The following is a 15751-nucleotide window of genomic DNA, read 5'->3' on the forward strand; positions in this document are numbered from 1 at the left end:
CCATCTCGGCCGGTGCTACGGAGTGGAACAATGAGCGACTTCGAGGAATTCGCGGACAATTCTCACCCGGAGGTCCGGCCGCATCCGGAGAGCCTGCGCGACACCCTCGAAGGCCGTCCGCGCGCGGAACAGGAACGGCGGCTTCGCGCCATGGTGGCTGGGGAAGTCGCCGCCGTCCTCGGCGGCGCCGACGGCGAACGTCCGTCCGGCGATCTGTCGCGCCCCTTCCTCGATCTGGGACTCGACTCCCTGACCGCCGTGGAGCTGCACCGCCGCCTCCAGCGCGCCACCGGCCTCAAGCTGCCCGTCACCACCGTCTTCGACCACCCCAGCGCCGACGCCCTCGCCCGCCATCTGCGCGCCGAACTCTTCGACACCGCCGACACCGCGTACGTTCCCGCCGCGGCCCGCCGCGCCGACGACGAGCCCATCGCCATCGTCGCCATGAGCTGCCGGCTGCCCGGCGGCGTGGAAACCCCCGAAGAGCTCTGGCAGTTGGTCGCCGACGGCGTCGACGCCATCTCCGACTTCCCGGCCGACCGCGGCTGGGACCTCTCCGCCCTGTACGACACCGACCCCGACCGGCCCGGCACCAGCTATGTCCGCGAGGGCGGATTCCTGCACGACGCGGGCGAGTTCGACGCCGACTTCTTCGGCCTCTCGCCCCGCGAGGCCCTCGCCACGGACCCGCAGCAGCGCCTCCTCCTCGAGGCCTCCTGGGAAGCCCTGGAGCGCGCGGGCATCGACCCCGCCACGCTGCGCGACTCCGGCACCGGTGTCTTCGTCGGCGCCGAGACCCAGGAGTACGGCCCCCGCCTCAGCGACGCGGGCGACGGCCTGGAGGGCTACCTCGTCACCGGCACCGCCGCCAGCGTCGCCTCCGGCCGCATCGCCTACACCCTCGGCCTGCAGGGCCCGACCATGACGGTCGACACGGCCTGCTCCTCTTCCCTCGTCGCCCTGCACCTGGCCGTGCAGGCGCTGCGGCAGGGCGAGTGCGCCCTCGCCCTCGCGGGCGGCGTCGTGGTCATGGCCTCGCCCGGCTCCTTCCTCGCCTTCAGCCGCCAGCGCGGCCTCGCCGCCGACGGCCGCTGCAAGCCCTTCGCGCAGGCCGCGGACGGCACGGCGTGGGGCGAGGGCGTCGGCATGCTGGTGCTTGAGCGGCTGTCCGACGCGCGCCGCAACGGTCACCGGGTCCTCGCCGTCGTACGCGGCTCCGCCGTCAACCAGGACGGCGCCAGCAATGGGCTGACCGCCCCGAACGGTCCCTCCCAGCAGCGCGTCATCCGTGCCGCCCTCGCCGACGCGGGCCTCACGCCCGCCGACGTCGACGCCGTCGAGGCGCACGGCACCGGCACCACCCTCGGCGACCCCATCGAGGCGCAGGCCCTCATCTCCACGTACGGCAAGGACCGGCCCGAGGGCCAGGAGCCTTTGTGGCTCGGCTCGTTGAAGTCCAACGTCGGCCACACGCAGGCCGCCGCGGGTGTCGTCGGCGTCATCAAAATGGTCCAGGCGATCGACCAAGGACTGCTGCCGAAGACCCTGCACGTCGACGAGCCCAGCTCGCACGTGGACTGGTCCGAGGGGGCCGTCGAGCTGCTCACCGAGGCGCGGGCCTGGCCCGAGCGGGCCGACGGCGCGCCGCGGCGCGCGGGTGTCTCGTCGTTCGGGATGAGTGGTACGAACGCGCATGTCGTCGTCGAGCAGCCGCCTGCCGAGGAGGCGGTGGGCGACGCTGCCTTCTCGGAGGGTGAGTCCTCCGGAGGTGCCGCGTCGGCGGTTGTGGCGGGGCTCGTCCCCGTGGCCCTGTCGGCGAAGACTCCGGAGGCGCTGCGGGCGCAGGCCGGGCGGCTCCGTGAACACCTGCTCGCCCACGGCGAGTTGGGCGTGGGGGATGTGGCCTGGTCGCTGGCGGTGGCGCGGTCGCGGTTCGAGCACCGGGGTGTCGTCGTCGGACGGGACCGGGACGAACTCCTTGCCGGGCTTGAGGCCTTGGCGGCGGACGACGCCACGTCGGGACAGGTGGTGTCTTCCGGTGGGGCGGCGGTCGCTCAGGTGGTGTCCGGGCGGGCGCAGGGCGGTACCACCTCCGGTGGTGTCCGTCCCGTGTTCGTGTTCCCGGGGCAGGGGTCGCAGTGGGCGGGCATGGCGCGTGAACTCCTCGACTCCAGCCCGGTGTTCGCCGAGCGGATGGGGGAGTGCGCGGACGCGCTCGGCCCGTTCGTGGACTGGGACCTGTTCGACGAGCTGAGCGGCGAACGGTTCGACCGCGTGGACGTCGTCCAGCCCGTGCTGTTCGCCGTGATGGTGTCGCTGGCCGCCGTGTGGCGTGCGGCCGGAGTCGAACCCGCCGCCGTGGTCGGCCACAGCCAGGGCGAGATCGCCGCCGCGTGTGTCGCGGGCGCGCTGTCCCTGGAGGATGCCGCCTGGGTGGTGGCGCTGCGCAGCCAGGCCATCCTCGAACTCTCCGGCCGCGGCGGCATGGTCTCCGTACCCCTGCCCGAAGAGCAGGCGCGCACCATCCTGGCCCAGTGGGGCGACGACCTCTCCGTGGCCGCCGTCAACGGCCCCGCGCACGTCGTCGTCTCCGGCTCCTCGCAGGCCCTGGAGGAACTCGTCGCGCAGTGCGTGGCCCGCGACATCCGCGCCCGCACCATCCCCGTCGACTACGCCTCGCACTCCGCGCACGTCGAAGCCATCGAGGAGCACCTCGCGCGGGTCCTCGCCCCCGTCGCGCCCCGCTCGCCCGACGTACCGCTGTACTCCACCCTCACCGGCGACTGGCTGACCGACGACACCCTCATGGACGCGGACTACTGGTACCGCAACCTGCGCCGGACCGTCCTCTTCGAGCACGCCACCCGCGGTCTCCTGGCCGAGGGCCACGACCTGTTCATCGAGATGAGCCCGCATCCGGTCCTGACCGTCCCGGTCCAGGCCACCATCGACGACGCCGAGAGCCCCGCCTCCACCCTCGGCTCCCTCCGCCGTGACGAGGGCGGCGCCCGGCGCCTGCTCGCCTCCCTCGCCGAGGCCCACGTCCGGGGCGCGGAGCTGGACTGGGCCGCGCTCTTCCCGGGCGGGCGGGCCGTCGTGGACCTGCCCACGTATCCCTTCCAGCGGCGGCATTTCTGGCTCACCGAGGAGCGAGCGCCCGGCAGCGGCAGCGGTGGCGCTCCCGCCGCGACGGATGCCGCCGAGACGCGCTTCTGGGACGCCGTGGAACGCGAGGACGTCGACGAACTGACCTCCACCCTCGGTGAAACCCTCGGCGGAGCGGCGCAGGGCGCGCTCAGCGAGGTGCTGCCCGGCCTCTCCGCGTGGCGGCGGCAGCGCCGCGAGCGCGCCGTCATCGACAGCTGGCGCCACCGCGTCGCCTGGCAGCCGCTGCCGGGCGGACGCATGCCGTCGGCCGGGCTTTCGGGGCGGTGGCTGGTCGTGGTGCCCGACAGCGCGCAGGATCACCCGTGGGTCACGGGGGTCATCGACGCGTTGGGCGCCTCGGGCGCTGAGCCGGTGCGGTGGGGCGTGGGCGCGGGGTCGGTGACGCGTGCGGCGCTGGGGGAGCGGTTGCGGGAGGTGGCCGGGGACGATGCAGGGAATGACGACGCAGGCGCAGGCGCAGGCGCAGGCTCCGACTCCGCCGACGTCCCGTTCGTCGGCGTCGTCTCCCTGCTCGGGCTCGACGAAACCCCCCTCGAAGACCACTCCGCCGTCCCCGCCGGGCTCGCGGCCACCGTCGCACTGGTGCAGGCGCTCGGCGACACCGGGTCCGATGCCCGCCTGTGGGCCCTGACCCAGGGCGCCGTTTCGACGGGCCGAAGCGACCGCCTCGACCACCCCGCCCAGGCCCACCTGTGGGGCCTCGGCCGGACCGTCGCGCTCGAACACCCCGACCGCTGGGGCGGACTCGTCGACGTACCCCCCACCTACGACACCCGCGCGGGCTCCCGCCTCACCGCCATCCTCGCCGCGGCCACCCAAGGAACCGCGGCCGGTACCAGCGCCGAGGACCAGCTCGCGGTGCGCGGCTCCGGAGTCTTCGTACGCCGCCTCCTCAGGGGAGAGGCAACGGGCGCCGACCTCACCCGGCACACCCGATGGACGCCGCGAGGCACCGTCCTGGTCACCGGCGGCACGGGCGCACTCGGCGGGCACGTCGCCCGCTGGCTGGCACGCGAGGGCGCCGCACACCTCGTCCTCACGAGCCGCCGCGGCCTCGACGCCCCCGGAGCGACCGAACTGCGCGCGGAGCTGGAGGCGCACGGCGCCCGGGTGACCGTCGCGGCCTGCGACGCGGCGGACCGCGAGGCGCTCGCACGCGTCCTCGACGAGATACCCGCCGACACACCCCTGACAGCCGTCGTCCACACCGCCGGAATCCTGGACGACGGCATCGTCGACGGCCTCACCCCCGCCCGCTTCGACGGCGTGCTGCGCCCCAAGTCCCCTGCGGCCGCCGCCCTCCACGAACTCACCCGCGACCTGGACCTGGACGCCTTCGTCCTGTACTCGTCCGCGTCCGGCGCCCTCGGCAGCGCCGGCCAGGCGAACTACGCCGCCGCCAACGCCTACCTCGACGCCCTCGCCGAACAGCGCCGCGCCGACGGGCTGCCCGCGACCTCCATCGCCTGGGGCACCTGGGACGGCGCCGGTCTCGCCGACACCGCCGTACGCTCCGACCGCGCACGGCGCGACGGCATGCCGCCCATGCCGCCCGAGCCCGCGGTCGCCGCCCTGCGGGACGCCGTCGAACGCGGCGACGCCAACGTCGTCATCGCCGCCGTCGACTGGGACACCTTCCTGCCGGGCTTCATCGCGGCCCGCCCCAACCCGCTGTTCGACGCCATCCCCGAGGTGCGGCGACTGACCGCCGACCCGGCGGACGGCGGCACCCCTGCCCCCTCCGGCACCCCCACCGTCACCGGCCCGGACTGGATACGACGGCTCGCCCCGCTCCCCGCCGCGGAGCGCGACGCCGCCCTCGTCACCTTCGTACGCTCCCAGGCCGCCGCCGTCCTCGGCCACTCCGCGCCCGACGCCATCGACCCCGCCCGCGCGTTCCGCGAGCTGGGCTTCGACTCGCTCACCGCCGTGGAACTCCGCAACCGCGTCCAGGCCGCCACCGCCCTGCGCCTGCCCGCCTCACTCGTCTTCGACTACCCCAACTCGACCGTCCTCGCCGCCTACTTGCGTGACGAGGCGTTCGGCGCCGCACAGACGAGCGAGAGCGCCCCCAGGGTCACCGCCGACAACGCTCCGGACGACGGCGACCCCATCGCCATCGTCGCGATGAGCTGCCGCTTCCCGGGCGACGTACGTTCCCCGGAGGACCTGTGGCGCCTGGTCGCCGAAGGCCGCGACGCCATGGGCGAGTTCCCCGCCGACCGCGGCTGGGACCTCGCCGACCTGTACGACCCGGACCCCGACCGCGCGGGCCGCACCTACGTCCGCGAGGGCGGATTCCTGCGCGACGCGGGCGAGTTCGACGCCGACTTCTTCGGCATCTCGCCCCGCGAGGCCCTCGCCATGGACCCCCAGCAGCGCCACCTCCTGGAAACCTCCTGGGAGCTCTTCGAGCGCGCGGGCATCGACCCGACGACCCTGCGCGGCACCCGCGCCGGCGTCTTCGTCGGCTCCAACGGCGACGACTACATCTCCCGCAACTCCGCCGTCCCCCAGGACATCGAAGGCCACGTCCTCACCGGCAACGCCGTCAGCGTCATGTCCGGCCGCCTCTCGTACGCCTTCGGCCTCGAAGGCCCCGCGGTGACCGTCGACACGGCCTGCTCCGCATCCCTGGTCGCCCTGCACCTGGCCGCGCAGTCCCTGCGCCAGGGCGAGTGCGACATGGCCCTCGCGGGCGGCGTCACCGTCATGGCATCACCGGACACGTTCGTGCAGTTCAGCCGCCAGCGGGGACTTGCCGTCGACGGCCGGTGCAAGGCGTTCGCGGAGGCCGCCGATGGCACGGGCTGGGGTGAGGGTGTCGGTCTGCTGTTGCTGGAGCGGTTGTCGGACGCGCGGCGCCTTGGGCATGAGGTTCTGGCTGTCGTACGTGGCTCCGCGGTCAACCAGGACGGTGCGAGCAATGGCCTCACCGCCCCCAACGGTCCGTCCCAACAGCGCGTAATTCGGGCGGCGTTGGCGAACGCGGGCCTGACGGCTGGTGACGTCGACGCTGTGGAGGCCCACGGCACGGGCACGACGCTCGGGGACCCGATCGAGGCGCAGGCGCTCCTCGCCACGTACGGCAAGGAGCGGTCGGCTGGTCAGCCCCTGTGGTTGGGCTCCATCAAGTCCAACATCGGCCACACCCAAGCCGCCGCCGGTGTCGCCGGCGTCATCAAGATGGTGATGGCGATGCGGGCCGGTGTCCTGCCGCCGTCCCTGCACGTCGATGAGCCGAGTTCTCATGTGGATTGGTCGGCGGGGGCTGTTGAGCTGCTGACGGAGGCCCGGGACTGGCCGGGCCGTGAGGGTGCGCCGCGTCGTGCGGGTGTGTCGTCGTTCGGTGTGAGCGGTACGAACGCGCATGTGATCGTGGAGCAGGTTCTGGTGGCGGACCCTGAACCTACTGTCTCCGCTAAAACGAGCGTTCTATCCAGCGTGCTTCCATGGTTGGTGTCGGCGCGCAGCGCCGATGCGCTGCGCGCGCAGGCCGGGCGGCTCGTCGAGCACGTCGCCGCGTGCGACACGCTCGACTGTGTCGACGCGGGCTGGTCCCTGCTGTCCGGGCGGGCCGCGCTCGATCATCGGGCGGTCGTCATCGGCCAAGGACGAGGACAGTTCCTGTCCGGGTTGGAGGCCTTGGCTTCCGGCAGTGGTTCGGGCGTGGTGTCCGGGTCGGTGGTCGAGGGCCGCCTCGGGGTGGTCTTCACCGGTCAGGGGAGTCAACGGCTCGGTATGGGCCGTGAGTTGTACGAGACGTTCCCCGTGTTCGCGGACGCGCTGGACGAGGTCTGCGCTCACCTGGACGGATTGCTGGATCGTCCGCTCAAGGACGTGATGTTCGGTACGGACGCCGGCGTGTTGGAGCAGACGGGGTACGCGCAGCCCGCGCTGTTCGCGGTGGAAGTGGCCCTTTACCGCCTTGCCGAGTCCATGGGAGTGCGGCCTGAGATCGTGGGCGGGCACTCCATTGGTGAGCTTGTCGCTGCGTACGTAGCCGGAGTGTGGTCCTTGGAGGATGCGGCCCAACTGGTGGCTGCACGCGGCCGGTTGATGCAGTCGCTGCCTGAGGGCGGGGCGATGCTGGCCGTGCAGGCGGCGGAGGGCGATGTGCTGCCGCTGCTGGAGGGCATGGAGGACCGCGCCGGTGTGGCGGCGGTGAACGGCCCCACGCAGGTGGTCCTCTCCGGTGACCGCACGGTCCTGGAAGGCCTGGAAGAGATCCTTCGCGGCGCGGGGCGCAAGGTGCGCTGGCTGAAGGTGTCCCATGCCTTCCACTCGCCGTTGATGGACCCGGTGCTCGACGACTTCCGGCGTGTGGCCGAGGGCCTGACGTACGGGGAGCCGGTGCTGCCGGTCGTCTCGAACCTCACCGGGAAGCTCGCCACCGCCGACGAGTTGAAGGACCCCGACTACTGGGTCCGGCACATCCGTGAGGCCGTCCGCTTCCACGACGGTCTCGGCGCTGTCGCCGCCTTCGGTGCGACGACGCTCCTTGAGCTGGGCCCGGATTCCGTGCTGACGGCGATGGCGCATGACACGCTCACGGACCCGGCCGCGCAGGCGGGCCTGATCGGCGCCCTGCGCAAGGACCGGCCGGAAACGGATGCCTTCCTGACCGCTCTCGCCAAGGCGTACGTGCGCGGGGTCGAGGTCGACTGGGCGCCGCTGTACGCCCCTGTCGAGGCGCGCCGTCGCGTGGACCTGCCCACGTACGCCTTCCAACGCGACCATTACTGGCTGGAGTTGGCGGCGACCACCGCAGGCTCCGCCACCCGTGCGGACGGGTTCGGCGACGAGGTGGAGGCCCGTTTCTGGGAGGCCGTGGAGCGGGAGGACCTGGAGTCGCTGAGCGCCGAGTTGGGCGCGGAGGGCGATGTCAGGGGCGGTGCGCTGGGTGAGGTCCTGCCGGTGCTTTCGTCCTGGCGGCGGCAGCGGCGTGAGACGTCCACGGTCGGACGGTGGATGTACCGGGAGTCGTGGAAGCCGCTGGCGGGCCTCGCCCCCGCGGCCTTCGACGGCACGTGGTGGGTGGTCGCCCCCGCCGACGAGGGCGCGCATCCGTGGGTGGCCGCCGCGGTCGCCGGGCTGGAGGCGCGCGGTGCGCGGGTGATCCGGATCGCGGTGGGTGGTGACGAGGCCCGACGCGAGGTGTTGGCCGGCAGGCTGCGTGAACTCCTCGACGAGCAGGTCGAGTCGGGCGTCGGCCACCCCCAGGGAGTGCTCTCGCTGCTGGCTCTCGACGACTCCGAAGGTTCGGCCCACCCGACCGTCGGCGCGGGACTTGAGGGCGTACTCGCACTCCTCCAGGCCCTGGGTGACGCTGACGTGGCCGCGCCGATGTGGGCTGCCACCTGCGGCGCGGTGACCACGGGCCGCTCGGACCGCCTGGCGGCGCCCGCGCAGGCGGCGGTGTGGGGCATGGGTCGGGTCGCGGCCCTGGAGCAGCCCCAGCGATGGGGTGGCTTGGTCGACCTGCCCGCGCACACCGACGAGCGGGCGGGGCTGCGGCTGGCCGACGCCCTGGGTGCGCCGTCGGGCGAGGACCAGGTGGCGGTGCGTGGGTCCGGGGTGTTCGTGCGGCGGTTGGTGCGCGCGCCCTTGGGTGACGTGGCGCCGGGGGAGCGGTCTCCCGGGCGGCCCTCGGGGTTGTCCTCCGGGCGCTCCCCGGAGTGGTCGTCGCGGGGCACCGTCCTTGTCACCGGTGGTACCGGTGCGCTCGGCGGGCACGTCGCGCGGTGGCTGGCGGGTGCGGGTGCCGAGCACCTCGTACTGACGAGCCGTCGCGGTCCCGATGCCCCCGGAGCGCCCGAACTCCGGGCGGAATTGGAGCAGATGGGCGTACGCGTCACTGTCGCGGCGTGCGACGCGGCGGACCGGGAGGCCCTGGCCCGGGTTCTGGACGGCATTCCTGAGGACGTGCCGCTGACCGGGGTGTTCCACACGGCCGGTGTGCTGGACGACGGCGTTCTCGACGGCCTGACCGCCGAGCGGTTCGCCACGGTCTTCCGTCCCAAGGCCCAAGCGGCCCTGAACCTGCACGAGTTGACGCACGACAGCGACCACCTGACGGCCTTCGTGCTCTTCTCGTCTGTCGCGGGCTCCATGGGCATCGGCGGCCAGGGCAACTACGCCGCCGCGAACGCCTTCCTCGACGCCTTCGCCGAACACCGCAGGTCGCTCGGCCTGCCCGCGCTGTCCCTGGCCTGGGGGCCGTGGGCCGGCGGCGGCATGGCGGTCGACGGCGGGGTGGTGGAGCAGCGGGTGCGCGGCAGCGGCATGCCCCCGATGGCACCGGACCTGGCCGTCGCCGCGATGGGCGCGCTCCTCGCGGACGCGGCGCGCGCGGCGGACACGGTCTCGGATCCGGACGTGGGTTCGACGGCGGGTGTGGCTACGACGGCGGGGGCCGCCGCGATCACCCTCGCCGACGTCGAATGGGACCAGTACGCGCCGACGTACGCCATGGCCCGCCCCTGCCACCTCTTCGACCAGCTCACCGGCCCGCCCGCGTCGACGGAGGCATCGACCAGCGGCCCGGACCGTCAATCGGCGCGGGGCGCGGCCCCGTCCTCCCTGGTGGACCAACTCGCCGCGCTGCCGGCCGCGGAACGCGAGCGCGCGCTCCTCGACCTCGTCCGCGACCGCGTGGCCACCGTCCTCGGCTACCCCGCGACCAAGACCGTGGACGCCACCCGGCCCTTCAAGGACCTCGGCTTCGACTCGCTGACCGCGGTCGAACTGCGGAACCTCATCGGCGCCGCCAGCGGACTCCACCTCCCCGCGACCCTCGTCTTCGACCACCCCACACCGGCGGCTCTCGCCGGACACCTGCGCGGTGAACTCCTCGACGGCCTCACCCCGGCGCACGCCTCGGCCGCCGCGGCCCCGTCCGTGCCAGGCGCACCGGTGGACGGCGACCCCATCGCGATCGTGGCGATGAGCTGCCGCTTCCCGGGCGGCGTGCGTTCCCCGGAGGACCTGTGGCGGCTCCTCCACGACGGCAAGGACGCCATCGGCGACATGCCGGACGACCGCGGCTGGAACGTGGACGCGCTCTACCACCCGGACCCCGACCACGCCGGGACGAGCTACGTCCGCGAGGGCGGATTCCTGCACGACATGGCCGAGTTCGACGCGGACTTCTTCGGCATCTCGCCCCGCGAGGCCCTCGCCATGGACCCGCAGCAGCGCCTCCTCCTGGAGACCGCGTGGGAAGCCTTCGAACGGGCGGGCATCGACCCGGCCACCCTGCGCGGCAGCCGTACCGGCGTCTTCTCCGGCACCAACGGCCAGGACTACGAAGACGTCCTGCGCACCGCCCCCGACCGCGGCGAGGGCTACCTAGGCACCGGCAACGCGGCGAGCGTCGTCTCCGGCCGCCTGTCGTACGCGTTCGGTCTCGAAGGCCCGGCAGTCACGGTGGACACGGCCTGCTCGTCGTCGCTCGTGGCCCTGCACCTCGCCGCGCAGGCCCTGCGCCAGGGCGAGTGCGACATGGCTCTCGCAGGCGGCGTGACCGTGATGTCCACGCCCGACACCTTCGTGGAGTTCAGCCGCCAGCGCGGGCTCGCCGTCGACGGCCGCTGCAAGGCGTTCGCGGAGGCCGCCGATGGCACGGGCTGGGGTGAGGGTGTCGGCTTGCTGTTGCTGGAGCGGCTTTCGGACGCGCGGCGCCTTGGGCATGAGGTTCTTGCTGTCGTACGTGGCTCTGCGGTCAACCAGGACGGTGCGAGCAATGGCCTCACGGCTCCGAACGGTCCGTCCCAACAGCGCGTGATCCGGGCGGCGTTGGCGAACGCCGGTCTCACGGCCGGTGACGTCGACGCAGTGGAGGCCCACGGCACGGGCACGACGCTCGGGGACCCGATCGAGGCTCAGGCGCTGCTCGCCACGTACGGCAAGGAGCGGTCGGCCGGTGAGCCCCTGTGGCTGGGTTCCATCAAGTCCAACATCGGGCACACCCAGGCGGCGGCCGGTGTCGCCGGTGTCATCAAGATGGTGCTGGCCATGCAGGAGGGCATCCTCCCGCAGACACTGCACGTGGACCGGCCGAGCACACATGTCGACTGGTCGGCGGGGTCTGTTGAGCTCCTTGCGGAGGCCCGGGAGTGGCCGGGGCGTGAGAGTGCTCCGCGTCGTGCGGGGGTGTCGTCGTTCGGTGTGAGCGGGACGAATGCCCATGTGATCGTGGAGCAGGCGTCGGTGGCGGCACCTACTGTCGCTGCTAAAACGAGCGTTCTATCTACTGCGACACCGTGGTTGGTGTCGGGGCGGAGTGCGGAGGCGCTGCGGGCGCAGGCCGGGCGGTTGCGCGAGCACGTGGTGGCGCGGGCCGAGCTCGAACCGGCTGACGTGGGTTGGTCATTGCTGTCGGGCCGGGCTGCGCATGAGCACCGGGCCGTGGTCTTCGGTCGTGAGCGGGACGAGTTCCTGGCCGGGCTTGAGGTCATCGTCGCAGGCGGTTCGAGTGTGGTGTCGGGGTCGGCGGTCGAGGGCCGTCTTGGCGTCGTCTTCACCGGGCAGGGCAGCCAGCGCATCGGCATGGGACGGGAGCTGTACGAGGCCTTCCCCGTGTTCGCGGACGCGCTGGACGAGGTGTGCGCGCACCTGGACGGGCTCCTTGACCGGCCCCTGAAGGACGTGATGTTCGGCACGGATGCCGGGCTGTTGGAGCAGACGGGGTACGCGCAGCCCGCGCTGTTCGCAGTCGAGGTGGCTCTGTACCGCCTGGCCGAGTCGTTCGGTGTGCGCCCGGAGATCGTGGGCGGCCACTCGATCGGCGAGCTGACAGCTGCGTACGTAGCGGGGCTGTGGTCGCTGGAGGATGCGGCCCAACTCGTCGCTGCGCGCGGCAGGTTGATGCAGTCCCTGCCCGAGGGCGGTGCGATGCTCGCCGTCCAGGCGACCGAGGCGGACGTCCTCCCGCTGCTGGAAGGCATGTCCGACAAGGTGGGCGTGGCGGCCGTCAACGGTCCCGCCCAGGTGGTGCTCTCCGGTGACGGCGAGGCTCTGGCGGGCCTGGAGGAGACCTTCCGAGGCGACGGCCGCAAGGTGCGCCGGCTGAAGGTGTCCCATGCCTTCCACTCGCCGCTCATGGACCCGGTCCTCGGCGACTTCCGTAAGGTCGCCGAGAACCTCACCTACCGGGATTTGGTGCTCCCCGTCGTGTCCAACGTGACCGGTGAACTGGCCGAACCCGCCCAGCTCCAGGACCCCGAGTACTGGGTCCGCCACGTCCGCGACGCGGTCCGCTTCCACGGCGGCCTCGGCGCCCTCACCGACTTCGGCGCGACGACGCTCCTCGAACTCGGCCCCGACGCCGTGCTGACCGCGATGGCCCACGACACCCTCACCGACCCGGCTGCCCAGACCGGCCTGATCGCGGCCGTTCGCAAGGACCGTCCGGAGCCGGACACCTTCCTGACCGCCCTCGCCCGGCTCCACGTACGCGGAGCCGACGTCGACTTCGCCCCGCTGTACGAACCTGCCGGCTCCCGGCACCGCGTGGATCTGCCCACGTACGCCTTCCAAGGGCGCCGCTACTGGCCGCGTGCGGGCGCCGGTGCCGTAGGTGATGTGTCGGCGACCGGGCTTGTGTCGGCCGGGCACCCGCTGCTGGGGGCGGCGGTGCCCCTGGTGGACACGGGCGGCCACCTGCTGACCGGCCGTCTGTCGGTGGCGACGCATCCGTGGCTGGCGGATCACGCGGTGGCGGGGCGGGTGCTGCTGCCGGGTACGGCGTTCGTGGAGCTGGCGATACGGGCCGGTGACGAGGTCGGCTGCGGGGTGCTTGAGGAACTGACGCTGGCCGCCCCGCTGGTGCTGCCCGAGCGTGGCGCCGTACAGCTTCAGGTGAGTGTCGGAGCGGCGGACGAGAACGGGCGCTCCTCGGTGAGTGTGCACTCCCGAGACGAGGGTGATCCCGAGGAGCCGTGGGTTCGCCACGCCGCCGGATTCCTGTCCTCCGCGCCTGACGAAGCCGATGAGGAGGAGCCCGAGAGCGGCCTCGCCCAGTGGCCGCCGACGGGTGCCGAGCCCATCGACGACGCGGACTCCCTCTACGACCGTCTCGCCGAGACGGGATACGGCTACGGGCCCGTGTTCCAGGGGCTGCGTGCGGCCTGGCGGCGCGGCGACGAGGTGTTCGCCGAAGTCGCCCTGCCGGAGGAAGAGGCGACGGACGCCGCGGCCTTCACCCTGCACCCGGCGCTCCTTGACGCCGCGCTGCACGCCACCCTGCTCCTGCCCCGGCGGCAGGACGGCGACGACGAACGCCAGGGCCTGGGACTGCCCTTCGCCTGGAGCGGAGTCCGGCTGCGCCGGGCGGGTGCCGCGACCGTACGGGTACGGCTGAGCAGTGCCGGGGCGGACTCCGTGACCCTGACGCTGGCGGACGAGGGCGGCCAGGTGGTCGCCACCGTCGACTCGCTCGTATCGCGGCCGGTCTCGGACGACCAACTCGGTGGCGGTGCGGTACGCGACTCGATGTTCCACGTCGAGTGGAAGCGGCAGCCCGCCGCTGCCGCCGAACCGGTGCCTCTGGCGGTGCTCGGCGGTGACGGGCTGGTGGCCGGGGCGCGATCGTTCGCGGATCTGGCGGTGCTGGGCGCGGCTGTCGAGGCGGGGGAGGAGCTTCCGGCGACAGTGGTGTGGCCGGCCTCGTCCGCCGGCGTCAGGGCGTCGGCTGCCGACCCCGACGGGCCCGTACGTCCCCTCGTACGCCCGGAAGATGTCTCCGCGTTCCTTGCCGACGCGCTGGGCGTGGTGCAGGCCTGGCTGGCCGATGAACGGTTCGCGGACGCGCGGCTCGTGGTCGTGACGCGGGGCGCGGCCCCCGTCGAGGGCACAGGCGCGGACCTCGACCCCGCGGGCGCGGCGCTTTGGGGCCTCGTGCGCTCCGCTCAGGTGGAGAATCCGGGACGGTTCGTCCTCGTGGACGCGGAGACAGCTCCCGGCGTCGACTCGGGCACGGGCGCGAACCCGATCGACGCCTCGGCGCTCGCCGCAGCCCTGGCCGCGGGCGAGCCCGAAGTGGCCGTGCGGGACGGCGCGGTATGGGTCCCCCGGCTCACGCGGCCGACGACGAGGGTGTCCGCCGCACCGGCCGAGGAAGCCGCGGCCCCGTTCGGCGAGGGCACCGTCCTCGTCACCGGCGCCTTCGGCGGCCTCGGCCGCGTGGTGGCGCGGCATCTCGCCGGACACCACCGCGTACGGGACCTCCTCCTGGTCTCCCGCAGGGGCGACGCCGCCGCGGGCGCGGACGAACTGCGCGCCGAACTGGAAGCGGCGGGCACCAAGGTCACCGTGGCCGCCTGCGACGTCGCCGACCGCGACGCGCTGGCCGCCCTCCTGGACGAGGCGGGCGGTGAACTGTCGGCGGTGGTGCACGTGGCCGGAGTCCTGGACGACGGCGTCGTCACGTCCCTGACGCCCGAGCGCCTGGACACGGTCCTGCGTCCGAAGGCGGACGCGGCGCTCCACCTGCACGAGCTGACGGCCGGCCTCGACCTGTCCGCGTTCGTCCTGTTCTCCTCCGCCGCCGGAGTGCTCGGCAGCCCGGGGCAGGCCAACTACGCCGCCGCCAACAGCCTCCTGGACGCCCTCGCCGTCGTCCGCCGGGCCCAGGGCCTCCCGGCGACCTCCCTGGCCTGGGGACTCTGGGCGCAGGACAGCGACATGACCGGCAAGCTGGACGGCACGGACCTCGGCCGCATGGCGCGCGGCGGCGTGGCGGCACTGGCCACGGAAGAGGGCCTGGCCCTCCTGGACACCGCGGTGACCGACCGGACCCTGACCGCGCCCGAAGCCCCGGCGACCCTCGTCCCGCTCCGCCTGGACACCGCATCCCTGCGGGCCGCCGCGGGCCCCGACGGCGTACAGCCCGTCTTCTCGGACCTGGTCCGCACCCCGGCCCGCCGCGTCGACAGGGCGCAAGCACGCTCCGGAAACCCGGCGGCGGCCAACGGCACGGATCCCGGCACCCCCGCCCTCGTCCAGCAATTGGCGGGACTTTCCGGAGCGGACCGCGAACGGGCGCTGCTCGACGCGGTGCGCGGAAATGTGGCGACGGTGCTCGGCCATTCCGGGCCGGAGGCGATCGGCGCCACCCGCGGATTCCTGGAATTGGGCGTCGATTCACTCACCGCCGTGGAACTCCGGAATCGGCTCAACTCCCTTTCCGGGCTGCGCCTTCCCGCCACCCTCATCTTCGACTATCCGTCGCCCACCGCGCTCGCCGACTATCTGGACGAGAGCCTGCCGCACGCCGACGGCACGGCGGCGGAGAGTTCCGTGGGGGCACGCCCCGGAGGCGTCGTCGCCGAACTCGCGGGCCTGGAGGCGGCCCTGGCCGCGGGCCCGCCGTCCGACGACGAACGTGCCGCCGTGCGCGGCAGGCTGCGGGCGCTGCTCGGCAGGCTGGACGCCGCGGAACCGGGCGGAGCGGACGCACTGGCCGCCGAGGCCGTCGCGGACAAGCTGGAAGACGCCGACGACGATGACATGTTTGACTTCATCGACAACGAACTCGGCGTCTCCTGAAGTAATCCCAGTGAATTCATAAAGGGTCCGTAGG

At 73.2% G+C, this 15751-nt stretch carries 1 protein-coding gene; it reads left to right on the top strand.

All coding sequences use genetic code 11. The features are described 5' to 3' along the window. Window positions 1–153: 153 nt before the first annotated feature. Complete coding sequence (locus IEY91_RS05825) at window positions 154–15717, top strand: type I polyketide synthase (protein ID WP_373287894.1); 15564 nt, start codon at window positions 154–156, stop codon at window positions 15715–15717. The last annotated feature ends 34 nt before the right edge of the window (window positions 15718–15751 follow it).

It is taken from the genome of Streptomyces lasiicapitis (assembly GCF_014646335.1).
Taxonomy (GTDB): domain Bacteria; phylum Actinomycetota; class Actinomycetes; order Streptomycetales; family Streptomycetaceae; genus Streptomyces; species Streptomyces lasiicapitis.